Source organism: Thermodesulfobium narugense DSM 14796, from assembly GCF_000212395.1.
Classification (GTDB): domain Bacteria; phylum Thermodesulfobiota; class Thermodesulfobiia; order Thermodesulfobiales; family Thermodesulfobiaceae; genus Thermodesulfobium; species Thermodesulfobium narugense.
The window spans coordinates 1,392,423-1,415,694 of sequence record NC_015499.1 but is presented as its reverse complement, the minus strand read 5'-3'; the positions used below and the strand labels follow the sequence as shown (position 1 = coordinate 1,415,694).

Here is a 23,272-nt window from a genome sequence, read left to right as displayed (position 1 = left end):
TGAAAATAAATTTTGGAGGTGTTAGATTATGCCATTTATCGAAGTTAATGGTAAACAATTAGAGGTTGATGAGGACGGTTTCATCCAGGATCCAGAACAGTGGAACGAGGATGTAGCCCGTTATCTTGCGAAAACCGAGCAGGTAGAAGAGTTGACGGAGGAGCACTGGAAGATAGTAAATTATTTGCACGACTATTTTAAGAAATACCAGATTGCTCCAATGGTCAGAAAGCTCTGTAAGGATAACGGAGTGGACCTCAAGAAGATTTATGAGTTGTTCCCAACTGGTCCTGCAAAGGGTGCTTGTAAAATTGCAGGATTACCCAAACCAACAGGATGTGTTTAATTCAGGGGAGGTGATAAGCTTACCCATTTTTTTAAACAAAATTTATTTCACCTTAAGGGGGTGTACTGATTAAATGCCAGAAACAAGAAAAACACCAATGTTAGATCAGCTTCTTGACGGTCCTTTTCCGAGTTTTGTGAAAGAGATCAAAAAGGGTGCTGAAAAAAACGATGCTTGCAATGATCTATTAGGTCAGTTAGAGCTGTCGTATGAGGAAAAGATTACGCACTGGAAACACGGTGGAATTGTAGGCGTTACGGGTTATGGCGGTGGAGTAATCGGTCGTTATTCTGATGTTCCAGAGAAATTTCCAGGATTGACCGAGTTTCACACTATGAGAATCAATCAGCCTGCTGGATGGTTTTATAAGACAGATAGGCTAAGGAAACTCCTTGACATATGGGAGAAGCGTGGAAGCGGCTTGACAAACTTTCATGGCGCAACGGGCGATATCATTTTGCTTGGTACCCATACAGATCAGTTGCAACCTGTTGTAGATGATCTAGCACATGAAGGTTGGGACCTTGGAGGTTCAGGATCAGACCTCAGGACCCCAAGCGCATGCGTTGGCCCAGCCAGATGCGAGTGGGCTTGCATTGACACGCTCGACATATGTGATACCTTGACGAGAAGATATCAAAACGAGCTTCACAGACCAATGTGGCCTTATAAGTTTAAAATTAAGGTATCTGGCTGTGCAAATGACGGTGTAGCTGCAAAGGCAAGGGCTGACTTTTCGATTATTGGTACTTGGAAGGATAATATTCAAATCAACAGGACTGAAGTAATAAATTATGTTAATGCCGGATTTGACATTATTGGCCAAGTAGTTGATAAGTGTCCAACAAAGTGTATTTCTTATAATCCTGTAACCAAGTCTCTTTCAATTGATAATAGCAACTGTGTAAGGTGCCACAACTGTATAAATAAGATGCCAAAAGCTCTTAGACAAGGCAAGATAACAGGTGCTACTATTTTGATTGGTGGTCATGCTCCAATCTTGCAGTCAGCCTTTATGTCATGGGTTATTGTCCCATTTATGGAAATGAAGCCTCCTTACGATGAAGTTTCAGAGCTTCTCGAGAAGATCTGGGAATGGTGGGACGAGAATGGGAAGATGAGAGAAAGAGTTGGTGAGCTTATTTACAGATTAGGTATGAGAAGCTTCTTGAAGGCGACAGGGCTTCCTGCTGTTCCTCAGATGGTCTTGCATCCACGAACCAATCCATTCTACTTCTGGGACAAAGAGGAGGTGAACCAATAATGGTTAAAACAGATTTTGGACCACCAAAATATTTGGACATGATGTCCGATCTTTGTAAGAGAAATTATGGCAAATGGAAATACCACGAAGTTTTGGATACTGGAACGTTAGTTCACGTATCGGAAAGTGGTGAAAAGCTTTATACGGTTAGAGCTGCGACCCCAAGGCTTTTGCACGTGGACACATTGAGAGCTTTTTGCGATCTTGCTGATAAATATTGCGGTGGGTTCTTCAGGTTTACCAGCAGACACTCAGTTGAATTTCTTATTGAAGACGAGGCCAACATTGAACCCCTCAAGGCAGATCTTCATGCGATGGGGTTCACACCAGGTGGCGTAGGAAACACCATTTCAAACATGCTTCATACTCAGGGTTGGATTCACTGCCATACCCCTGCAATTGATGCGTCTGGTATAGTAAAATCTGTCATGGACGAGGTTTATGAGTATTATAAGGAAGCGAAACTTCCAGCTAGACTTAGGCTTGCTCTGGCATGCTGCTTAAATATGTGCGGTGCAGTCCATTGCTCTGATGTTGCTATAGTAGGCGTTCATAGAGTACCGCCAAAAGTCCAGGACGATAAAGTCTCTAAGATGTGCGAGATACCAAACGTAGTAGCTGCATGCCCAACAAGGGCAATCAGACCAGAACCAGCCAAAAAATCAGTTGTAGTAAATGATGAAAGGTGTATGTATTGTGGTAACTGTTATACTATGTGTCCTGCAATGCCAATTTTTGATCCAAAGAACGATGGAGCTGCAATATTTGTAGGCGGTAAAGTCTCTGACGCAAGGCATCCAGCGATGTTTTCTAAATTGGCTGTTCCTTATATTCCAAATGAACCTCCAAGGTGGCCAACTTTAGTTAAGACTATAAGGTTGCTTATAGATGTCTATGCAAAGGATGCAAAGGAAGGAGAGCGTTACGGCGAGTGGATTAATAGAATTGGTTGGGAGAAGTTCTTCAAGGTTACAGGCTTGCCATTTACCGATAAGCATATTGACGATTACATCTTCTCCGTTCCAACCTTCCGCTCCACTGCTACATTTAAGTGGTAATTAAATTGGCTCTTAAAATAAAGGCGGTGAGAATAGATGGCTGCTGATCCATCGATCAAGATTAAGATATGTGATTATTTGAAAACTGTTAAGCAGGCAAAAAATAGGCAAATTGCTGAGAAAATTGGTGAAGACAAAAAGGCTGTAGATGCTGCTATTGCTGAATTGGCTAATGAAGGGATAGTTGAATACATTTACGTGACTACTTCATTTGTAGTCCTTAAGGATGAGTATCACAACGATCCGAATTGGCACTATACGCCTAAATAATTAACGTTAAATTCAAATACCTCCCTCAACCAGAGGGAGGTATTTATTTATTTATTTAAATTTGATAAAATGTATTTCGTTTAATATATTCGAAGGAGGTAATTTTCATGGTTTATGTAGTAAAAGTAGATCAGGATACTTGTAACGGAGATGGTGCATGCGCAGATAATTGCCCAAATCAGGTTTTTGACATGGTCAACGGCAAGTCTCAGCCAACAAGGGCAGATGATTGTGTAGGGTGCATGACTTGCGTTTCGGTTTGCCCAACTGGTGCAGTTACGGTAACTGAGCTCTAAAAATTATTATATGCGCGCAGCTATATTTTTATGGTTGCGCGCTTTTAGTTTCTTGTTAATATAGTTTTATCTACATAAATATTAAAATAAGATTTTAAAAAATGTGATATAATACCACACTAAGTCATTTGCAAAAGTTTGTTTTTTTGTTATAATTTTCCTGCTGATGGAGAGATGGCCGAGAGGTCGAAGGCGCTCCCCTGCTAAGGGAGTAAGCGGCTAAAACTGCTTCGAGGGTTCGAATCCCTCTCTCTCCGCCATATTTTTTTAAGGAGGAATAAATAGTGGTTTACGTTTTAAAAATTAGGGGCAAAGAATTTTTGGCTGCTCCTGGTGATAAAATTAAGGTACCCTTTATAGAAGGTTTAAGTGTTGGTGAAAAGTTTGTTGTTGAAAATGCTCTAGTTTTTGATGAAGAACCAGAAATTAGAACTTCAAATGTTGAGACACTCGTTGAAGGAAGCGGTAAGGAGAGAACAGTGATAGCTTTTAAATATAGACCAAAAAAGGGTTATAGAAATAAAAAGGGCAATAGACAAAAGTTTACCTTATTAAGAGTTTCTAAAATATAAGTTATTATCTTAAGTTACTTTAGGAGAGGTGGTTTAAATGGCGTCCAAAAAAGGTGGAGGCAGTTCTAGAAACGGAAGAGATAGCAATCCTCAATATCTTGGGGTTAAAGTATATGGTGGAGAGGTGGTAAGTGCTGGCTCCATTATTGCAAGGCAACGTGGAACAAAAATTCACCCAGGAAATAATGTTGGAGTAGGAAGAGATTATACTATTTTTGCTAAGATCGATGGTAAGGTTAATTTTATAAAGAAAGCCGGAAAAGTAGTAGCTGAAATTATTCCTAATTAGAATTGTATGTCTTTAAGATCGTATATCTTTCCTGATACTGCTAGAGTGAAATTTGTGGGGGGGCATGGTGGAAGAGGATGTGTAAGCTTTAGGAAGGAGAAATATGTTCCAAAGGGTGGACCAGATGGTGGAGACGGTGGACGAGGCGCGAACATATATCTTGTTGCTAGCAGAGAAGTAAGCGATCTGTCCTTTTTTAAATCCAATCAAGAGTTTAGGGGAAAGAACGGAGAACCTGGATCTTCCAAAAAAATGCATGGGAAAGATGCTCAAGATTTATACATTAATGTGCCTATTGGAACATTGGTTAGAGACCTGGATACAAACGAAATCATATGCGATCTTGATTATAATGGAAAAGTTTTTTTGGTTGCAAAGGGTGGAAAAGGAGGATTGGGTAATTCTAACTTTGCCACGCCTACGAACAGAGTTCCCCATTATGCTCAAGATGGAGAACCTGGTGAGGAAAAAAACGTTTTACTAGAATTAAAAATTATTGCAGACGCCTCTTTAATAGGATTTCCTAATGCTGGTAAGTCTTCGCTTTTAAATGCTTTGACGAATGCCAAAGCAATTGTGGGTGAATACTCTTTTACAACTATAAAACCAGTTCTTGGAGTATTATCAAACGATGAAAAGTCAATAGTTTTGGCTGATATTCCTGGAATTATTGAAGGGGCAAGCAAAGGTAAAGGTTTGGGAAATATATTCTTAAGACACATAGAGCGTTCTAATTTTCTTATATTTGTTCTAGATGCAAGTTTGGATCCAATAAAGTATTATAATATAATTATAAAAGAACTAGAGCAGTATAATAAGAATTTGTTACAAAAAAAGAGAATAATTTTGCTAAATAAACGCGATTTAATCGATAAAAACACAGAAAATAAACTTTTAATTTATTTTAAAGGACTAAACGAGCAGGTTTATTCTATAAGTACTTTTGATAAGACTAGTATTGAGGCTTTAAAGAATATAATTTTAGAATCTGTTTCTGAATCAAAAATTCTTGTTTAAAAATTTTTATCCGTGAGGAAGATGCTTTATAGGGGCAAAGTTTAAATGAATATGAGAATTGTTTTGAAAATTGGTACATCCTCGATAATTAGACAAAACTCTATTAATGAAGAATTCATCGATATGATTGCTGAAGGCGTGTCACTAAATATTAAAAAAGGGCTCAAATTTGTCCTTGTTTCGTCAGGGGCAATAGGCCTTGGAAAATTTTATACTAATATAAAAAATCCAAAATCAATTCCTGAAAAGCAGGCTGCAGCTTCCGTAGGGCAACTTTATTTGATGAACGCCTACAAAAAGGCTTTTGATAAGAGGAATATTCAATGTGCACAGCTTTTGTTTACGGCTACGGATTTATCTAATCGTGAAAGATTTCTAAATATCCAGAATACTTTTAAGGTCTTATTAAAGTCAAATATTATACCCATTATAAATGAAAACGATACTGTTGCCGTAGAAGAGATAAAAATAGGAGATAACGATACGCTTTCTGCTCTTGTTTCCTTATTGGTTAAAGCGAATATCCTTACTATCTTTACTGACGTTGATGGGCTTTATATGAATAAAGATGATCCAAGTACCCTTATCAAGAAAGTTAAAAAAATTGACAGCGAACTTTTTAATATTGCTGGTCAAACAAATTCAAAATTTGGTACTGGCGGGATGTATACAAAACTTAAGGCAGCACAGATAGCAACTGATGCGGGGATTTCTGTATACATTATTTCTAATAAAAAAATAAAAGAATTTTTCAATATGGTAGATAAGGTTATTAATATAGGCACGTTTTTTGAGCCATCTACAAAGAGTTCGCAAAAGATGTCATGGTTAAAACACAATAGTAGAACTAAGGGTAAAATTGTGATTGATCAGGGAGCAAAGGAGGCCCTCTTTAAAAATAAAAGTCTTTTGCCATCGGGCGTTATTGATGTTGTTGGCAATTTTAAAAGGGCTGATATTATTGAAATTTCTGATCAATCTGGTAATATTGTTGCGAAAGGGTTAACCAATTATTCGTCTAATGAAATTTTAAGAATAAAGGGGTCTAATACTAGGAATATTTATGGTATTCTGGGTTATAAATTTTCTGATGAGATAGTTCACAAAGATTATATGATAATTATCTAAATGTCTAGGGGAGGTTTAATAATTATGGAGACTGGTGAAATTAAAGAATATGTGGAAAAATTGTGTAGAGAGGGAAAGGAATCAACTTACAACATTGCATCTTTAGATACAAACACTAAAAATAATTTTTTAAACATTTTGTCAAAAAAGTTAATTGAAAGCGAAAAGAACATTATAAGCGCTAACGCTTCAGATATAGAAGCTGCCAGACAGAGGGGAATATCTTCTAGCTTAATTGATAGAATGCTTTTGGATCACAAAAGAATTGTGCAGATGGCTGAAGGCTGCAAAAAGGTTTCCTATCTTCCAGATCCTATTGGAAGCGTAATATTTGGTGTGAAAAGACCAAATGGACTTGAAATTTATTGTAAAAGAGTGCCTCTTGGATGTATAGGAGTAATATATGAGGCAAGACCAAATGTAACTATTGAGATCACAACCCTTGCTATTAAATCTGGAAATGCAGTAATTTTGAAAGGTGGTAGTGAAGTTATAAGTACAAACAAAGTACTTGTAGAGCTTATTAAAGAATCGCTAAAAGAGGCAGAGATAGATGAAAGAGCAGTTCAATTTATAGAAACTACTGATAGATCTGCAGTGGATGTACTTTTAAAACAAAGAGGATTTATAGATGTAATTATTCCAAGAGGTTCAGAAGGCTTAATTAAACATGTTGTTGAGAATTCTTATATCCCAGTGATTGAAACTGGTATAGGTAATTGTCACTTATATATAGACGAGTCAGCTAACGTTGAAATGGCTTTAAAAATAGCGATAAACGCCAAGACGCAAAGACCATCTGTATGTAATTCTATTGAGAAGGTTCTTATTCATAAAAATATAGCATCGAATATACTTGTGCCTCTGGTTATGGAGTTTAAAAAAAGAGATGTACAAATAAGAGGATGTCAGCAAACTCTGAAATACGTAAAGGACGCGATTTTAGCTACTGAAGAAGATTGGTATAAAGAATATCACGATTTAATTGTTGCTATTAAGATAGTTAAAGATTTAAGAGAAGCTATAAGCCATATTAACAAATATGGTTCTAAACATTCTGAAGCCATAGTCTCAGAAAACTATTCAAGCATTAGAAGATTCCTGAGAGATGTTGATGCTAGTGCGGTTTATGCTAACGCATCAACGAGGTTTACAGATGGTGGTGAATTTGGATTTGGTGCAGAAGTAGGGATAAGTACTCAAAAACTTCATGTAAGAGGACCTATGGGTCTTGAGGCACTAACTACAATGAAATACGTTATATTTGGAAATGGTCAAATTAGAACATAGAATAGCTATTTTAGGTGGTACTTTCGATCCAGTTCATATTGGCCACTTAAAATTAGGGCAAAGTGCGCTTAGCATTCTTGACCCAGATATTTTTTTTTGGATCCCTGCTAAGAGATCTCCTTTAAAAAATAAGATTTATGGTAGCGATTTTCACCGATGGTGTATGCTTTATGAGTGCATAAAAAATGAGAAAAGGTATATACTAAGCGATTTGGAATTAATTAGAAAAGAACCTTCTTACACTTATCTTACTCTAATAGATATCAAGAAAAAATATTCTGATTCACAACTGTATTTTGTTATGGGTTTGGACACTGCACTTTCTTTACCAAAATGGTATAAAATTGATGATATATTGAAAATTTGTAAGTTTGCGGTTTTCAAAAGAAATGTCGGTAAAGATAAATCAATTGAAAAGTTACCTGAAAGAATTTTTCGTAATATAGATTTCTTTGAAGTTGACATACCCGATGTTTCATCAAATCTAATTAGAAAGAAAATAGCGTTAAATGAGAACTTATCTGAGTTTCTTGATCCTTCTACTATAGAATATATTAAAAGATTTAACTTATATAAATAATTTAGATTCACTTAATGAGGTATTTGTGGATTATATAAAAATTAGAGGTGCAAAGGAAAACAATCTAAAGAATGTGAATTTAGATATTCCAAGAAACAAATTTGTTGTTTTTACAGGAGTGTCAGGATCTGGAAAGTCGTCTCTTGCTTTTGACACGCTTTACGCAGAAGGACAAAGAAGATATGCTGAGTCTTTGTCAGTTTATGCCAGACAATTTCTAGGGCAGTTGAAAAAGCCACAGGTCGAATCTATTGAGGGACTTTCTCCTGCAGTTTCTATAGATCAAAGGGGTATGACACACAATCCTCGATCTACTGTGGGAACTCTTACAGAGATATATGATTATTTTAGACTGCTTTTTGCAAGAATTGGGGTAGCATATTGCCCAAATTGCAATATTCCTATAAAGGCAACTTCTTTAGATGAGATAGTTAGTGATTTATACAAAAAATATCCAGAGGAATTAATAATGATAACTTCAGTTCTAATTGATGGAAGAAAGGGTGAGTTTAAAGACTTAATTAATAGATATAGAAAACAGGGCTTTTTTAAGATGATAATTGATTCAAAGACTTATGATATTTCTGAAGAAGATGTTACTTTAGATAAGAATAAAAAACACACTATAATTTTAGTAATTGATGAAGTAACGCTTAGCAGTGATAAAACAAAAAGATTAAGCGAAGCTGTTAGGTTAGCTTTGGAAGTTGGAAATGGTGTAATCAGAGTCCAGAGAAAAGATGGTCAATTTGATTTGTATAGTGAAAAACTATCCTGCCCAAAATGTGGTTTTAGCCTTGTAGAATTGAGTCCAAGACTTTTCTCTTTTAACAGCCCGTATGGAGCCTGTCCAGCGTGTAATGGGTTGGGATTTGTAGAAGAATTAGATCCTGATAAGGTTTTTGATATGAATTTGTCTCTACAAGAAGGGGCTGTAAGAGTCTTTAGAGGGAGATATAATCAATATTACTTATATAATTTGTTAAGTTTTGCTAGATCACATGGCATAAGTATTAGTAAACCTGTAAAAACGCTAAGTCCTGAAGAAATAAATCTTCTTTTATTTGGAGACATTTCTGATATAGAAAAGGATAACTCTTTTGAAGGTATAGCAAAATATATTGAAAGAAAACGTTCAGAGTCGTTTAATGAATCGTGGGATGAGTTTAAGGACTTTTTTATAATGAGAACTTGTAGTTCATGCAATGGCACAAGGTTAAGAAAGGAAGCACTTAGCGTATACATAAATAAGATGAACATTGCTGATCTGTTAAAGCTCGTTCCAGAAAATATTTTGGCATTTATTGAAGACTATGAGAACAATATTTATGAGTACGAAGCGCATGCTCGTGAAAAAGAAGAGATTTCAAGACCTATTTTTAAAGAAATAAGAAAGAGACTTCAATATCTTCTTGATCTTGGTTTAGATTATCTAACTTTGGACAGAGCTACTATGACGCTTTCTGGAGGGGAAGTGCAAAGATTAAGACTAGCTACTCAAATTGGTTCTGGTCTGGTGGGGGTTCTTTATGTACTTGATGAGCCAAGTATTGGACTTCATCCAAGAGACATATCGAGATTGGTAGATAGCTTGAGAAACCTTTCGCTTATTGGCAATACTGTTATAGTAGTAGAACATGATAAGGAAACTATTGAGGCAGCAGATTTTGTAGTAGATATGGGGCCATTTGCAGGAGAAAGAGGTGGAGAGGTAGTTTATTCAGGTGATATAAAGGGGTTGTACGAATCGAATACTTTGACAGGCAAATATCTTTCAGGGAAGTTAAAGATAGTAGAAAATACTTGTAGAAGAAAGACAGATAGTTTTCTAAAAATATGGGGTGCAAGTCAGTTTAATTTAAAGAACATTGATATAACCTTGCCATTGAAGACATTTTGTACTATAACAGGTGTTTCTGGTTCTGGGAAAAGTACTCTTTTATATGAAATTTTGTACAAAGGGATAAAGAAAGAAAAAGGTTTTAGGGAATTGCCAGGCCAATATAAATCAATTGAGGGCGTTGAAAAAATTGATAGAGTTCTTTTGATGGATCAATCTCCTATTGGAAGAACTCCGAGATCCAATCCTGCAACATATACTGGTGTACTGGATGACATAAGGAACCTGTTTGCTCAACTCCCCGAATCTAAAAGATTAGGCTTTAAACCTGGACATTTTAGTTTTAACGTAAAGGGCGGAAGGTGTGAAGCTTGTAGAGGTGAAGGTTTCAAAAAAATTCAGATGCTTTTTTTGCCGGACGTATACGTTCCTTGCGACGTTTGTAATGGTACAAGATATCAAAAAGATACTTTAAAAGTTGAGTTTAAAAGGAAAAATATATCTGAAGTTTTGAATATGAGCGTAGATGAAGCAAAGGAATTTTTTTCTGCTCAGCCAGCAATATTTAGAAAACTATCTGTTTTGAGCGATATTGGGCTTGGTTATATAAGATTGGGTCAAAGTGCAACAACTCTTTCTGGTGGGGAATCACAAAGACTAAAGCTTGCGTACGAACTTACAAAAAAGTTTAGGGGTCATACTTTATATTTGCTTGATGAACCTACTACAGGACTCCATTTTGATGATATAAAAAAGCTGATTAATGTTTTACAAAGATTAGTTGATAGAGGAGACTCTGTGATTGTTGTTGAACACAACCTCGATGTAGTTTATGCTAGTGATATGGTAATTGATTTAGGTCCTGAAGGCGGAGATAAGGGTGGACAAATAGTGGCTTTTGGCACTCCAGAAGAAATAATGGAAGCAAAGAACTCCTTTACGGGTAAATACCTTAAAGAATGGTTTGATAGATCTTGACAGGTTTTACTCATTTGGTAGTTGGAGGTGGGAGCATAGTTGCTATATATGTTAATCATCCTGAATGGATGAAGAACTTCAATGAAATTGGAGTTTTTTTGGGCAGTTTTTTGGGTTCATTATTTCCAGACGTTGATTTGCCTACTTCGAAGATATCTACTTTGGTGAAAAATCCTTTTTTTAGCATCTTCTTCTCGCATAGAGGTTTTTGGCACTCTTTGTCTGCAGTAATTATAGTAGACTTTTTGTTTACTTTTCTGTTAAGATTTCTAATGAATATAGATTTTAATTTTTTTGTAAGCTTTATAATTTTTTTTAGTATGTGTTATCTGCTTCATATCTTTTTTGATATGATAGGTAGTAAAGGTGTTAAGCTTTTTTATCCCTTTTGTAAAAGAAATTTCTCTTTTCCGTTTACGAAGTGGTTTAAAAATAAAACCCCTTTGGAGTTTTTGATTCTTTTGATATATTTATTAATTGTTTTTGAAGGATTGAGGTGAAATTTTGCTAGAGAAATTCTTTAATGTTAAAAAAAAGGAGATACCAGGAGGTCTTTGGACAAAATGTCCGAATTGCAATAATGCAATATATACTCGCGAATTAAACGATAATCTTAAAGTTTGTCATCATTGCAATTATCACTTTAGATTAAGCGTTCAAGAGAGAATAGACATTACGTTTGATAGTTTTGAAGAAATGTTCTCAGGGATTCTTCCAGTAGACAGTCTTAATTTTGTGGATACGATGCCATATTCCGAAAGACTTAAAGAGGCTCAATCTAAAACTCTCAAAGAAGAGGCAATAATAGTTGGAGAAGGTACAATTGGGGATAGAAGGATGGCTGTAGGGATTTTGGACTTTGACTTTATTGGCGGAAGTATGGGATCTGTTGTAGGAGAAAAGATATTTAGAATTACTAACTATGCTAGAGAAAAAAAATTAGCACTTGTGTTATTTAGTTCGTCTGGGGGAGCGAGAATGCAAGAAGGAATGCTTTCCCTTATGCAAATGGCAAAAACTGCAATGGCTATTGGAAAATACAAGGAGAATAAAGGACTTTATATTTCCGTACTACTTCATCCAACGACAGGAGGCGTTTCTGCAAGTTTTGCTATGCTGGGAGATGTGATTATTGCTGAGCCTGGCGCCTTGATAGGTTTTGCTGGGCCAAGAGTTATAGAGCAGACAATAAGACAAAAATTACCACAAGGATTCCAAAGGTCAGAATATCTTTTAGAACATGGTATGATAGATGCTGTCATCGAAAGAAAAACTATCAAAGAGACATTAAAAAAGTTGGTGATCTGGCATGGCTATTGATAAAAAAGACCAATATATTGATTTTGAAAAGCCAATAATAGACCTTTATAACAAAATTGAAGAGTTAAAAAGAGTATCTGCTGAAACTGGTGTAGATATGACAGGAGAGATAGAATCGCTTCAAAAAAGAGTGGAGAACTTGTATAAGATTACTATGAAAGATCTAACTCCTTATCAAAGGCTTCAGATAGCTAGACATCCAAAAAGACCAAGTACCCTGGATTTTATAAAAGGAATTTTTGATGACTACTTTGAGATGAAGGGAGATAGATTGTACCGCGATGATCCTTCAATAATAGGTGGAGTTGCAAGGTTTTCTGATTTGAGCGTAGTTTTTATTGGGCATCAAAAAGGAAGTGATACCAAAAGCAATGTGTATAGAAATTTTGGAATGCCTCATCCAGAAGGTTACAGAAAGGCTATGAGGTTAATGAGACATGCCCAAAAATTTAATCTGCCTTTGGTCACGTTTATAGATACCCCAGGCGCATATCCAGGTATAGAGGCTGAAGAAAGAGGGCAGTCTAATGCGATAGCTGAGTCTATTTGTCTTATGAGTTCTCTTTCTATTCCATCTTTGGCAATTGTTATTGGAGAAGGTGGATCTGGCGGGGCTTTAGCAATCTCTGTGGCTGACAGAATAGCAATGCTTGAAAACTCTGTATACTCTGTTATATCGCCAGAAGGTTGTGCATCTATACTTTTTAGAGATGCAAAATTTGCTGACGAAGCAGCAAAAGCTCTTAAAATGACATCCTATGATTTACTTTCATTAGGAATAATTGACGAGATAATTGAAGAGCCACTTGGCGGGGCACATAGAGATATAGATCTAACTATAGAAAAGACTAAGGAATGTATAGCAAGAAATATTTCTAATCTTTTAAGCTTAAACGAAGAGGAAAGAAAAGCTGGAAAGTGGAACAAGTATGCAAGCATTGGTAAATACACTGATTTAAATTCTTGAAAAAGTTATGAGTATGGAGTGGTTAACTCTTTGTTTTTTAGGATATAGATAATAATACTTACAAGAAAAATAAGCCAGATAAATTCAAGGAAAAAGAAGCTTAAATTTTGAGATTTTCCCAAAGCTGCTGCCCTTAAGCCGTTTGAACATGGAGTAATAGGGAGTAGGCTTATAATCAGGCTTATGGGATAGGGCAATAAACTTGTATTAAAAAAGGTGCCACCTAAAAAAGCCATAGGTGTTATAAAAAAGGAATTAAGGCGGTTCATTGTTTCGTGAGATGAGGCTATAAGTCCGGCTACTACTCCCATGGAAGAAAAAATAAGAAGGCAAAAAATTAGGTGAACTACAAATATAGCGTTCCACAAAAAAGGATTTGCGCCGTAAAAAAAGGATACAAATATCAGAGAGATACAGGCCAATATCCCCCTAATTAAACCTGTAATAATTTTTGCAACGGCGATGCTTGATGTTTTAATAGGGGCTATTAAGAGTTCTTCAAAGGTTTTGGTATATATTCTTGAAATAGTTATTGAAGGTCCAGAACCATTAAATGAAGACGTCATAGCCGTAAGAGATAAAATGCCTGGTAGAACAAAGTTAAGATATGACCCTTCTGAAGTGTGAATTTGCGAACCCAAACCCCAGCCAAAAGCTGTAAGATATAGAATTGGCCCCATCAAGTTAGAACCAATTAGTATTATGAGTCTTCTTTTTAACACTATTAAATCTCTTAGGACTATGGGAAACACTTCTCTAAAGAGTTGCAATAATTTTCACCTCCATTTCCTGTCAGCGTAACGAAAACATCTTCTAAATTTGTTTCCCTGATAAGAATAGAATCTAAATTTATTAGATTTGCGCTAAAATCTTTTGCCTCTTGACTAGTGTTAAAAAATTTATATGTTGTTTTGCCGTTTTCTTGATATTCTAATGTAATTCTACCCAATCTATTTATTAAAGCATTTGGAGTTTCTTCGATAAGTTTCTTCCCTTTATTTATTATCAAGACGAGATCTGAGAGCATTTGAGCTTCTTCAATGTAGTGAGTAGTTAAAATTATCGTTTTGCCGGAAAATTTAAGTTGCTTTATGCCTTCCCAGATAGCTCTTCTGGTAAAAGTGTCTAGCCCAACAGTTGGTTCGTCTAAAAATATAATTTTTGGGTTGTGCAAAAGTGCTCTAATAATAGAAAGCTTTCTCCTTTCTCCACCTGAGAGTTTATTTGCAAACCTGTCTTTTTTGTCAATCATATCCATAGCTTCTAAAAGTTGGATTGCTCTTTCTTCAAATATTGATTTTTTCATTTTATGAAGCATAGAATGAATTAAAAGATTTTCCCATACAGTAAGTTCTGAGTCGACGTTTGTGTGCTGTTGAACCACGCCGATAATATTTTTTATTTCTTGGGGTTTTTTGTCTAAATCAATATTAAAAAAATAGATTTGACCTCTATCTTTTTTTAATAGCGTATTGAGAATTCTTATGGTAGTGGTTTTGCCAGCACCATTAGGCCCTAAAAAGCAAAAGACTTGACCTTCTTCTACTTCAAAGGTTAAGTTATCTACAGCAATGACATTAGTTTTTGATTTATAGGACTTTGTTAATCCAAAAACGCGTATAGCTTTCATCTTTTCTCCTGAAGAAAGTTAATTGTTAGTGCGGTTCTTTTGCCAGTATTCATAAAGAGATTTGGAAATAGCAGTAAGAGGAATGGATAAAAGCATTCCAGGAATAGAACCAAGTGCTGCTGCAATAGTAAGCACAATTATTACTAGAGATGGCGGTACGTCAATACTTTTGCTCATTATATTTGGTGCTATTATTACTCCCTCAAGTTGATGAAGTACAATATAGAAAATAAGTACTATGAAAGCTTTCAAGGGCGAAATTGCTATTGAAATTATAAGAGCGGGAATTGATGCAAGCATCGGCCCCAAATAAGGGATAAATTCTAAAATAGCTGCTAGAAAGCCAAGAAGAAGAAAATATTCGATGCCTAAAAAAAATAATCCAAGGCCTGTCAAAAATCCAATAATAACGGATAAAATTAACTGTCCTTTAACGTAAGCCCTTATACCGTGCGTAAGACAAGAGCCTATTTCTGTAATAAGAGTTCTTTTGCTTTGTGGAAATATTTCTAAAATGCCCTTAGCAAGAATAGGTAGATCTTTCATAAAAAACAAGGTCAAAATGGGAAAAACCAACCAAGATATGGCTTTATTTATTAAATCAAATGTTGATGCACCCACAACGTTTAGCACGTTGCCAATCCATTCTTGAAAGTGATCTCTTAATTTTTGGAGAATCAGATTTAACCAGATATAGTGTCCGGGATTTATTTGTAAATTGGCAAGAAAATTTTGAAATGCATCATCAAAATTTTTAAGATATTCTGGGAAAGATGCAACTAACTTTTGAATTTCGAAATTTAAAATGGGCGCAGTAAGCAAGTAAATAATGACCATAAACGAAATTACCGAAAAAAACACTATTAAAGATCCAAAAAATCTTGGAATTTTCTTTTTTTCAAGAAAGTCTACTGGAGGAGATAGAACTATAGCAAAAATAAGAGCAAGAAGCACCTGGATAATAAAGTCTTTGAACACAAACAAGAAAATTGTTATAGCTATCAAAAGATATATTGGTAAAAAATTTAAAAAAGATTTATTCATAGGTATAAATTTGTTTGAAATACCACAAAATATATTGAAATAAAAAAATTATTATAATTAATTACTATTTCCCAGTACAAATTTGTTAACTCTTTCTATATCTGATTTGGAACCGATTATAATTATTTTATCAGATTCTTTTAGTGTAAATTCTTCGTTATAGGACACTTGTTATATTTTTCAATACAAAAAGTTAAAGGAATCAAGGATGGGACGTCTAAAAATAATCTTAATTCTTCCCAGGATTTAAAGGTTTTACCATTTAGTATTGAATTTGGCTTGACAGTTAATTCCTCCATGAAAATGTCGATATTTTCGTCTCTTAGAATATCAAGAAATTCTACAACTCCTGGACTTAGAATAAAGTTTACAATTCTTCTTGCGCCAAAGGTATGTGGAGATATTACTTCATCTGCGCCAGCAAGGTGTAGTTTTGATATCCATTCTGCGTTACTGGCTCTGCTTATAACTAATATCTTTGGATTTAGTTTTTTTGCGGAAAGACTTATAAAGCCATTATCTGGCTCTGATGAGGTAATTGCTATTATTGATTTTGCTGCTTTTACCCCAGCTTTTATTAACATTTCATCATTTGTGGCATTGCCTTCAATAGCGATAAACCCGTCTTTTTTTGCAAGTTCACATGTTTGAGGGTTATTCTCTATTATTACTACTTCCTTTTTGTTTTTTCTCAGTTCCCTTGCAACAACAGAACCCATTCTGCCATAGCCGCATATTATAATATGATCCTTAAGAGTTTTTAACTTGTTTTCCATCTTTATTTTCTCTCTTTCTTCGAGATATGAACCAAAAATATAATCTATTATTCTTGAAATAGCAAACGCAAAAGTTCCAAAACTTGATAATATTAATACTATGCTAAATAGCATTCCTGTATTGTCAAGAGGTTTTACTTCTTCGTACCCAACTGTTGTTATTGTTATAACGGTCATAAAGAGTGCTTCGATCGGAGTGTAGTGTTCTAAAAACATATAACCAAATGTTCCAATAAATATGATAAAAACTACTAGAAAAATTTCTCGTTTTATATGAGCTAAGATTAATTTAATCATTGTGAGACATTATGTTCTCAAATATATCTGACAACGTTTTTTGTCTAATTATCTAAAAGAGTAGCCTGAAAGGCTTCTTGAACTTCTTTAATATAAAGTATTTCAAGGTTTTTTAGTACATTTTTTGGAATTTCTGCAACGTCTTTTTTGTTTTTTTCAGGAATTAGAACTTTTTTAATACCTGCTCTGTGGGCTGCAAGAAGCTTTTCTCTAATCCCTCCTATTGGCAAAACCTGTCCTCTGAGCGTTATTTCTCCTGTCATCGCAACGTTTTTACTTGCTTTTTTGCCAGTTAGAGCTGAAACCATTGAAGTAGCAATTGCAACTCCTGCAGATGGGCCATCCTTTGGTATTGCTCCTTCTGGCACGTGAATGTGCATGTCATTTTTGCTGAGAATTTCCTCAGAAACATTTAACGTTTTTGCATTAGATTTAATGTAGCTAAGTGCTGCTTGAGCTGATTCTTTCATAACGTCACCTAGTTGACCTGTTAAGGTTAATTGTCCTTTACCAGGATATATTAGCGTTTCGATAAACAAGATGTCTCCTCCACTAGGTGTCCATGCAAGCCCTGTTACCACACCTACCCTGTCTACTTCATCTGCCATACCATAGCTATACTTTGCTACCCCTAAATATTTTTCTAGATTTTTGACTGTAAAAGTTACACTCTTTGCCTTATTAGTAGCGATTAATTTGGCTGCTTTTCTGCATAAAGAAGCGATATTTCGCTCTAAATTCCTTACTCCTGCTTCATGTGTATATTCTCGTATAATTTTTGTAATTACATCTTTGTTAATTTTAACTTTTTCTTTATTTAAACCGTGAAATTTCAATTGTTTGGGCAAAAGATGTCTTATAGCAATTTCTATTTTTTCATCTTCTGTATATCCTGGTATTTCTATTATCTCCATTCTATCCCTTAAAGGTTCTGGGATAGGATCAATTAGGTTTGCAGTAGTTATAAACATAACGTTTGAAAGATCAAAAGGAACCTCTAAATAGTGGTCGGTAAATGAGTGATTTTGCTCTGGATCCAGGACTTCGAGTAGGGCACTTGTTGGATCGCCTCTAAAATCAGTGCCTACTTTGTCTATTTCGTCCATCATAAATACTGGATTATTCGTTTGTACCTGAGAGATACTCTGAATAATTCTGCCTGGCAATGCTCCTACATATGTTTTTCTATGTCCTCTAATTTCTGCTTCGTCTCTCATGCCACCCAGAGCAATTCTTATGAATTTTCTGTTTAATGCTGCTGCGATTGATTTTCCTAGAGAAGTTTTTCCCACTCCAGGGGGTCCTACAAAACAAAGAATTGGTCCTTTAAGGCTTTTTGTTAGCTTTCTTATAGCTAAAAATTCTATTATTCTCTCTTTTACCTTCTTAAGACCATAATGTTCTCTTTCTAAGATTTTTTCTGCTTTTATTATGTCAAGGTTATCTTTAGATTTTTTTGACCACGGGAGATTTATGACCCAATCTAGATAAGTTCTAATTACTGGAACTTCTGCGGAAGTAGAAGGCATTTTTTCAAGTCTGGAGATTTCCTTGTAAACCTTTTTTTCTACTTCTGGAGGCATTTTTGCTTCTTTAACTTTGTTTTTAAGATCTTCTAGTTCTACTTGTTTTTCTTCAGCTTCTCCAAGTTCTTTCTGTATTGCTTTTATTTGTTCTCTAAGATAAAACTCCTTTTGATGTTTTTCCATTTCCTGATTTATTTGATTTTTGATTCTAGATTCTACTTCTAGAATAGAAATTTCTTTCTGGACATATTTAAGTAACTTTTTTAATTTTTCTTTTAAGTCAGTTGTTTCAAGAATAAGTTGTTTTTCTTCTGTGCTATTTATGAGATGAGTGGCTATGTATTCAGATAGTCTTGATGGTTCACTTATATTATATATAGCTATTACAGCTTCGCTTGGAATATTTTTTCCAAGTTTTGTGGCCTCTTCAAATTTGCTGATAAGGATTCTTACCATTGCTTCAATTTCTGGGTCTTTTGAATCTTCTTCCTCTAATTTTTCAAATTCAACAAGGAAAAAAGGATCGGTTTGTTTAAATGATAGAATTTTTGCTCTATCAGTTCCTTGCACAACTATTCTTGCATGACCATCAGGCAATTTTAATATTTGAAGTATGTTTGCTATTACCCCAACTTGATACAGGCCTTCTACTTCGGCCTCTTCATCAGGTTTTTTTTGAGAAACTACTAAAACGTGTTTTTCATACTTTAGCATTGCCTCTTCAAGTGCTTTGAGAGATTTATCTCTTCCTATAAAAAGAGGTACTACCATATGAGGAAAAATTACCGTATCCTTTAAAGGTATAAGAGGTAACTCCCTATAGGGCAATTCTTTTACTTCGTTTTGATTTTCTTTTATATCCTTTGTATCTTTATCCACACTGCTTCCTCTCTTCCAGATTTTTAGTTTAAAGACTCTATAATACTATTTTAGATTATATAACAATTTTTTAATAAATCTAAAACTTAATAGAGTGGATATAAGGGCTAAGTGTTCCCCAAATAATGACGTCTACTAGTGATAAACATAGGCTTATGAAAAAAGACTTTGATGTTGAACAATTTGTTATATCCCTAATACCAATTGCTTGAGTAAAAAATATATAAATTTTCAAAATTTCCCAACTATAGGGTATAAAGCTAATAAATAATGGTGCACATGTAATAGCAATTAGTCTTATGAACAAATCACTTGGGAAAGATACCCTAATAAGCGTGTAGACCAAAAACTGTGATGCTAAAATTTTAAAAAATATTATTATAGCTTCTGTGAAGCTTAAGAGTACTGCTATTAATAAAAAATTTGCCTTGAAGCTTAGAGAAAAAATGTATCCGATTAGAAAATTTAAGGTATATAAGCTTATATAAATTAAGGCTAAACTGTTGTTTTTTTTATCGAAAACAAACTCCTTATAGATATTTTTTGCCAGGACAATTGAATATAATAAAGTTTTTAATGGTTTGAATTTATTAATATTATTAATATATTTTGAATATTTTTCTTCATGTTTTTTTGCCCAATTTGAAAGTAGTAATTGAAAGGCCCACGCAGGACCTCCAATTGGTGTAGAAAGTTTGAAATCATCGTTTTTGATGTTATTTGATTCATTTATTATGTCTTTCGGGGCCGTTATTAATGGACTGCCACAATTTCTACAAAACTTTGCATCAGCAAAATTTATCGTATTGCATTTTTTACAAACTTTTTTTCTTAACATCCTCTCTCCTTTAATTTTGTTATAATGATAATAAGAATTAATTTAATTGGAGGTAAACTTGAAAATTTTTCATTGTATGTGTGGTTATGAATACAATCCAAATTTTGGCGATCTTGAAAACGGTATTCCTCCTGGCACCCCATTTGAAGACTTGACTCAAGATTGGAAATGTCCATGGTGTGATGCAGCGAAAGATACATTTAAAGAGGGTAAGAACGAAGAAGATTACCAGGGCAAAATTTAAATATCTAAAATCTTTTCTATAAATTTTACATCAAAGAGCCAATTAAGAGTTCCAGAATGAGGATTTGTGGGATCTATTGTGATGCTTAAACATGAACACTTCTTAAATGGTACTATTGAACCTGTAAGGCTTTTAACCCAGTCTGTAAGTGTGGGTTGATGCCCTACGCATATTAATTTTACGTTCTCGTTTATATTTTTTATATCGTGCAAAAATTTTATAAAATCACTTTCCCAAAGAGAATCCATTTCTTTTAGATTTTCACATTTTAAAGCTTCTGCTATTATTTTTGATGTTTGGAATGCTCTTTGAGCAGGGCTAGTCCAGATTTCAACAGTTTCGTTGTTAAAAATTTTTTTTAGGCCTTTTGCAATTTTTTTTGCTTTTTTAATACCCTTTGGGGTTAGTTTTCTGTCAAAATCTTTCTGTTCTATGCCAATGGTTTCAGCGTTGCTGTGCCTTACAAAAACTATTTCCATAAAAAGATCCTCCAAAATTCGAAAAGAAGAAGTTAATTTATTTTAACACTTAAAAGAAAATTTGGAGTCTTTACTGAATATAATGTTTTGTGATAAACTTTTCTAGCCGATTGTTCGGTAAATTCGCACGCCAATTTTTTTTTTCTTTTGGCGGAGGTATATTTAAGGAGGTTGTAGTGTCAATAATTTCTATGAAACAGCTTTTAGAAGCAGGGGTGCATTTTGGACACCAAACGCGAAGGTGGAATCCTAAAATGAAACCTTACATCTTTACTGCAAGAAATGGGATCTATATTATTGATCTCCAAAAAACTCTTCGTTGTTTTGAAGTAGCTTATGATTTTGCTAGGAAAATTGCTTCTGAAGGCGAAGAAATTTTGTTTGTTGGGACTAAAAGACAGGCTCAAGATGCTATTAAGGAAGAGGCCATAAGGTGTGGATCGCCTTATGTAAATACTAGATGGCTTGGTGGTACACTCACAAATTTTGTAACAATTACGAGCAGAATTGCAAGATTGAAAGAATTAGAAGAGCTTCAGTCAAGCGGAAGAATAGATTTATATCCTATAAAAGAAGCTATGAAATTGAAAAAGGAACTTGCTAAGCTTCAAAGCAGTCTTGGAGGCATGAAAAATATGAACAGATTGCCTGGAGCTCTATTTGTAGCCGATATAAAGAAGGATCAAATAGCAGTTCTTGAAGCAAGAAAGCTTGGTATACCTGTTATAGGTATAGTAGATACCAATTGTGACCCCGATTTAGTTGACTGTATAATTCCAGCTAATGATGATGCAATTAGGGCTATAAAGCTTATTGCTGGGAAGATTGCTGATGCAATTATAGAAGCAAAACAAGGACAAGATGCTATTGAAATATCTGAAAGTAAAGAATTCCAGGAAAGTACTGAAGAAGCAGTATAAATATTATAAATACTAATTTGAAATTTATATAACAAATTATTTTTAAGGAGTAGATATAAAGTGGAAATAAAAAGTGAAATTGTTAAAGAATTAAGAGAGAGAACTGGAGCAGGAATTATGGACTGCAAAAAAGCTTTACAGGAATGTTCATGTGATATGGAGAAAGCAATAAAATACTTGCGAGAAAAAGGGCTTGCGAAGGCTGCTAAAAGGGCTGGCAAAGAAGCAAAAGAAGGGATAATTGAAGCTTATATTCATCAAAATAAAAAAATTGGAGTACTTTTGGAGCTTAATTGCGAGACTGATTTTGTTGCAAGAACAGATGAATTTTTGAATCTCGCACATGATATTGCCCTTCAGATTGCAGCGTCTAATCCCATTTATATTTCTAAAGAACACGTTTCAGAAGAAGTACTCAATTCTGAAAAAGAAATTCTTAGAAATCAGGCAAGGCAGGAAGGCAAACCAGAAAATATGATTGATAAAATTGTAGAAGGCAGGATTAATAAATTTTATGAAGAGGTTTGTCTTTTAGAACAACCCTTTGTGAAAGACCCTTCTATTAAGATTTCTGATTTGATAAACCAGATGATTGCTAAAGTGGGGGAAAATATTGTTGTAAGGAGATTTACTCGTTTTTCTTTAGGAGAGAGCGTATAAAAACTTATCAGGAGGGGGTCTTATGAGTTCTAGAAGAGTTTTATTGAAATTAAGCGGTGAAGCGCTAATGGGTAAAAAGGGATACGGCCTTGATTCTGAAGTCTTGACCGATTTGGCAAGGCAAATTTATAACGTCTCTAATGAGGATATACAAATTGCTATAGTTGTGGGAGGGGGGAATATTTTTAGAGGGTTATCGGGAGTAGCTCTTGGTATGGATAGAGCTACGGCAGATCATATGGGAATGCTTGCTACTGTAATTAATGCGCTTGCTCTGCAGGATGCTCTTGAGAGAAGAGGGGTTCAAACCAGAGTACAGACTGCAATTGAGATAAGAGAAGTAGCGGAGCCGTATATTAGGCGTAGAGCTATAAGGCATTTAGAAAAAGGTAGAGTAGTAATATTTGCAGCTGGGACAGGAAGTCCTTATTTTACTACTGATACTGCAGCTGCATTAAGGGCAGCAGAGATTGGCGCTGATGTTATTTTTAAAGCTACGTCTGTTGATGGCGTTTATAATGCTGATCCCAAGCTAAATCCTGGTGCTGTAAAGTTTGATAAACTAAAATATATGGATGTGCTTAAAGAAGGTCTTTCTGTAATGGACACTACTGCAATATCTATGTGTATGGATAATAAAATACCTATAGTGGTGTTTAGTTTGCTTGAACCTGGCAATATAGAAAAAGCTCTAAAGGGAGAAAAGGTAGGCACGCTAGTTTATTAGATAATTTTTCAATTAACATCTGAAAAAAGGAGGTGTA

Annotated in this window: 26 protein-coding genes and 1 tRNA gene; 20 read left to right on the top strand and 7 right to left on the bottom strand. The window is 34.7% G+C overall.

The window, feature by feature from the left end; all coding sequences use genetic code 11:
- Positions 1-28 precede the first annotated feature (28 nt).
- From THENA_RS07015 to THENA_RS06940, 16 genes are all read left to right on the top strand, one after another.
- Positions 29-346 (top strand): TusE/DsrC/DsvC family sulfur relay protein, encoded by a 318-nt coding sequence (locus tag THENA_RS07015; RefSeq protein WP_013756706.1) that lies wholly within the window; start codon positions 29-31, stop codon positions 344-346.
- 73 nt (positions 347-419) lie between these two features.
- Positions 420-1,610, top strand: coding sequence for a dissimilatory-type sulfite reductase subunit alpha (gene dsrA / locus THENA_RS07010; protein WP_013756705.1), 1,191 nt, complete (start codon positions 420-422; stop codon positions 1,608-1,610).
- Positions 1,610-2,668, top strand: coding sequence for a dissimilatory-type sulfite reductase subunit beta (gene dsrB / locus THENA_RS07005; RefSeq protein WP_013756704.1), 1,059 nt, complete (start codon positions 1,610-1,612; stop codon positions 2,666-2,668). Before dsrA ends, dsrB begins: the two co-directional genes overlap by 1 nt.
- A 36-nt stretch (positions 2,669-2,704) precedes the next feature.
- Complete coding sequence (locus tag THENA_RS07000; RefSeq protein WP_013756703.1) at positions 2,705-2,938, top strand: hypothetical protein; 234 nt, start codon at positions 2,705-2,707, stop codon at positions 2,936-2,938.
- Positions 2,939-3,045: 107 nt separating this feature from the next.
- Entirely contained in the window at positions 3,046-3,234 is a 189-nt protein-coding gene (locus tag THENA_RS06995) for an ATP-binding protein (RefSeq protein ID WP_013756702.1), read from the top strand.
- 168 nt (positions 3,235-3,402) lie between these two features.
- Positions 3,403-3,494, top strand: a tRNA-Ser gene (locus tag THENA_RS06990).
- Positions 3,495-3,518: 24 nt separating this feature from the next.
- Entirely contained in the window at positions 3,519-3,806 is a 288-nt protein-coding gene (gene rplU / locus THENA_RS09710) for a 50S ribosomal protein L21 (protein WP_013756701.1), read from the top strand.
- A gap of 37 nt (positions 3,807-3,843) precedes the next feature.
- Positions 3,844-4,095, top strand: a complete 252-nt coding sequence (rpmA, locus tag THENA_RS06980) for a 50S ribosomal protein L27 (RefSeq protein ID WP_013756700.1) — start codon at positions 3,844-3,846, stop codon at positions 4,093-4,095.
- Positions 4,096-4,101: 6 nt separating this feature from the next.
- A complete protein-coding gene (obgE, locus tag THENA_RS06975; RefSeq protein ID WP_013756699.1) occupies positions 4,102-5,112 on the top strand; it encodes a GTPase ObgE in 1,011 nt (336 codons plus the stop codon).
- Positions 5,113-5,157: 45 nt separating this feature from the next.
- Entirely contained in the window at positions 5,158-6,240 is a 1,083-nt protein-coding gene (gene proB / locus THENA_RS06970; protein ID WP_013756698.1) for a glutamate 5-kinase, read from the top strand.
- Positions 6,241-6,264: 24 nt separating this feature from the next.
- Positions 6,265-7,530 carry a glutamate-5-semialdehyde dehydrogenase gene (locus tag THENA_RS06965; RefSeq protein ID WP_013756697.1) on the top strand — a complete coding sequence of 422 codons (1,266 nt, stop codon included), beginning with the start codon at positions 6,265-6,267 and terminating at the stop codon, positions 7,528-7,530.
- Positions 7,511-8,110 carry a nicotinate (nicotinamide) nucleotide adenylyltransferase gene (nadD, locus tag THENA_RS06960; RefSeq protein ID WP_013756696.1) on the top strand — a complete coding sequence of 200 codons (600 nt, stop codon included), beginning with the start codon at positions 7,511-7,513 and terminating at the stop codon, positions 8,108-8,110. The genes THENA_RS06965 and nadD overlap by 20 nt, the downstream gene beginning before the upstream one ends.
- Before the next feature lie 25 nt (positions 8,111-8,135).
- Complete coding sequence (gene uvrA / locus THENA_RS06955) at positions 8,136-10,928, top strand: excinuclease ABC subunit UvrA (RefSeq protein ID WP_013756695.1); 2,793 nt, start codon at positions 8,136-8,138, stop codon at positions 10,926-10,928.
- The gene (locus THENA_RS06950; RefSeq protein WP_013756694.1) at positions 10,925-11,428 is read left to right on the top strand and encodes a metal-dependent hydrolase; all 504 of its coding nucleotides are present in this window, start codon (positions 10,925-10,927) and stop codon (positions 11,426-11,428) included. The genes uvrA and THENA_RS06950 overlap by 4 nt, the downstream gene beginning before the upstream one ends.
- A 4-nt stretch (positions 11,429-11,432) precedes the next feature.
- Positions 11,433-12,248 carry an acetyl-CoA carboxylase, carboxyltransferase subunit beta gene (gene accD / locus THENA_RS06945; RefSeq protein WP_013756693.1) on the top strand — a complete coding sequence of 272 codons (816 nt, stop codon included), beginning with the start codon at positions 11,433-11,435 and terminating at the stop codon, positions 12,246-12,248.
- On the top strand, positions 12,238-13,215 hold the full coding sequence (locus tag THENA_RS06940) for an acetyl-CoA carboxylase carboxyltransferase subunit alpha (RefSeq protein WP_013756692.1): 978 nt from the start codon (positions 12,238-12,240) through the stop codon (positions 13,213-13,215). The genes accD and THENA_RS06940 overlap by 11 nt, the downstream gene beginning before the upstream one ends.
- Before the next feature lie 5 nt (positions 13,216-13,220).
- Here the strand turns inward: THENA_RS06940 and THENA_RS06935 are convergent, their stop codons facing one another.
- The 6 genes from THENA_RS06935 to THENA_RS10035 form a co-directional block, all read right to left on the bottom strand.
- A complete protein-coding gene (locus THENA_RS06935; protein WP_013756691.1) occupies positions 13,221-13,985 on the bottom strand; it encodes an ABC transporter permease in 765 nt (254 codons plus the stop codon).
- Positions 13,955-14,845 carry an ABC transporter ATP-binding protein gene (locus THENA_RS06930; protein ID WP_013756690.1) on the bottom strand — a complete coding sequence of 297 codons (891 nt, stop codon included), beginning with the start codon at positions 14,843-14,845 and terminating at the stop codon, positions 13,955-13,957. The genes THENA_RS06935 and THENA_RS06930 overlap by 31 nt, the downstream gene beginning before the upstream one ends.
- Positions 14,846-14,863: 18 nt before the next feature.
- The gene (locus THENA_RS06925) at positions 14,864-15,889 is read right to left on the bottom strand and encodes an AI-2E family transporter (protein ID WP_013756689.1); all 1,026 of its coding nucleotides are present in this window, start codon (positions 15,887-15,889) and stop codon (positions 14,864-14,866) included.
- Positions 15,890-16,029: 140 nt separating this feature from the next.
- Positions 16,030-16,962, bottom strand: coding sequence for a potassium channel family protein (locus tag THENA_RS06915; RefSeq protein WP_013756688.1), 933 nt, complete (start codon positions 16,960-16,962; stop codon positions 16,030-16,032).
- 44 nt (positions 16,963-17,006) lie between these two features.
- Positions 17,007-19,367: an endopeptidase La gene (gene lon / locus THENA_RS06910; protein ID WP_013756687.1), complete on the bottom strand. Its 2,361-nt coding sequence runs from the start codon at positions 19,365-19,367 to the stop codon at positions 17,007-17,009.
- A gap of 79 nt (positions 19,368-19,446) precedes the next feature.
- Entirely contained in the window at positions 19,447-20,205 is a 759-nt protein-coding gene (locus THENA_RS10035) for a hypothetical protein (protein WP_013756686.1), read from the bottom strand.
- 58 nt (positions 20,206-20,263) lie between these two features.
- Here THENA_RS10035 and THENA_RS06900 point away from each other — a divergent pair, with 58 nt between their 5' ends.
- Positions 20,264-20,449, top strand: a complete 186-nt coding sequence (locus THENA_RS06900) for a rubredoxin (protein ID WP_013756685.1) — start codon at positions 20,264-20,266, stop codon at positions 20,447-20,449.
- Here THENA_RS06900 and THENA_RS06895 read toward each other — a convergent pair.
- Positions 20,446-20,928 carry a SixA phosphatase family protein gene (locus THENA_RS06895; RefSeq protein WP_013756684.1) on the bottom strand — a complete coding sequence of 161 codons (483 nt, stop codon included), beginning with the start codon at positions 20,926-20,928 and terminating at the stop codon, positions 20,446-20,448. The two genes, THENA_RS06900 and THENA_RS06895, sit on opposite strands and share 4 nt — an antisense overlap.
- A gap of 176 nt (positions 20,929-21,104) precedes the next feature.
- Here THENA_RS06895 and rpsB point away from each other — a divergent pair, with 176 nt between their 5' ends.
- The 3 genes from rpsB to pyrH are packed head-to-tail and all read left to right on the top strand — an operon-like array spanning position 21,105 to position 23,235.
- On the top strand, positions 21,105-21,848 hold the full coding sequence (gene rpsB / locus THENA_RS06890) for a 30S ribosomal protein S2 (protein ID WP_013756683.1): 744 nt from the start codon (positions 21,105-21,107) through the stop codon (positions 21,846-21,848).
- Positions 21,849-21,908: 60 nt separating this feature from the next.
- Positions 21,909-22,508, top strand: coding sequence for a translation elongation factor Ts (tsf, locus tag THENA_RS06885; RefSeq protein WP_013756682.1), 600 nt, complete (start codon positions 21,909-21,911; stop codon positions 22,506-22,508).
- 22 nt (positions 22,509-22,530) lie between these two features.
- The gene (gene pyrH / locus THENA_RS06880) at positions 22,531-23,235 is read left to right on the top strand and encodes a UMP kinase (RefSeq protein WP_013756681.1); all 705 of its coding nucleotides are present in this window, start codon (positions 22,531-22,533) and stop codon (positions 23,233-23,235) included.
- Positions 23,236-23,272: the final 37 nt, after the last annotated feature.

Bases quoted from the DNA above. Each gene is read 5' to 3' on its own strand.
- THENA_RS07015 (WP_013756706.1), top strand. From the start codon at position 29: ATGCCATTTATCGAAGTTAATGGTAAACAATTAGAGGTTGATGAGGAC.
- dsrA (WP_013756705.1), top strand. From the start codon at position 420: ATGCCAGAAACAAGAAAAACACCAATGTTAGATCAGCTTCTTGACGGT.
- dsrB (WP_013756704.1), top strand. From the start codon at position 1,610: ATGGTTAAAACAGATTTTGGACCACCAAAATATTTGGACATGATGTCC.
- THENA_RS07000 (WP_013756703.1), top strand. From the start codon at position 2,705: ATGGCTGCTGATCCATCGATCAAGATTAAGATATGTGATTATTTGAAA.
- THENA_RS06995 (WP_013756702.1), top strand. From the start codon at position 3,046: ATGGTTTATGTAGTAAAAGTAGATCAGGATACTTGTAACGGAGATGGT.
- rpmA (WP_013756700.1), top strand. From the start codon at position 3,844: ATGGCGTCCAAAAAAGGTGGAGGCAGTTCTAGAAACGGAAGAGATAGC.
- obgE (WP_013756699.1), top strand. From the start codon at position 4,102: ATGTCTTTAAGATCGTATATCTTTCCTGATACTGCTAGAGTGAAATTT.
- proB (WP_013756698.1), top strand. From the start codon at position 5,158: ATGAATATGAGAATTGTTTTGAAAATTGGTACATCCTCGATAATTAGA.
- THENA_RS06965 (WP_013756697.1), top strand. From the start codon at position 6,265: ATGGAGACTGGTGAAATTAAAGAATATGTGGAAAAATTGTGTAGAGAG.
- nadD (WP_013756696.1), top strand. From the start codon at position 7,511: ATGGTCAAATTAGAACATAGAATAGCTATTTTAGGTGGTACTTTCGAT.
- THENA_RS06940 (WP_013756692.1), top strand. From the start codon at position 12,238: ATGGCTATTGATAAAAAAGACCAATATATTGATTTTGAAAAGCCAATA.
- THENA_RS06930 (WP_013756690.1), bottom strand. From the start codon at position 14,845: ATGAAAGCTATACGCGTTTTTGGATTAACAAAGTCCTATAAATCAAAA.
- THENA_RS06925 (WP_013756689.1), bottom strand. From the start codon at position 15,889: ATGAATAAATCTTTTTTAAATTTTTTACCAATATATCTTTTGATAGCT.
- THENA_RS06915 (WP_013756688.1), bottom strand. From the start codon at position 16,962: ATGATTAAATTAATCTTAGCTCATATAAAACGAGAAATTTTTCTAGTA.
- THENA_RS10035 (WP_013756686.1), bottom strand. From the start codon at position 20,205: ATGTTAAGAAAAAAAGTTTGTAAAAAATGCAATACGATAAATTTTGCT.
- THENA_RS06895 (WP_013756684.1), bottom strand. From the start codon at position 20,928: ATGGAAATAGTTTTTGTAAGGCACAGCAACGCTGAAACCATTGGCATA.
- pyrH (WP_013756681.1), top strand. From the start codon at position 22,531: ATGAGTTCTAGAAGAGTTTTATTGAAATTAAGCGGTGAAGCGCTAATG.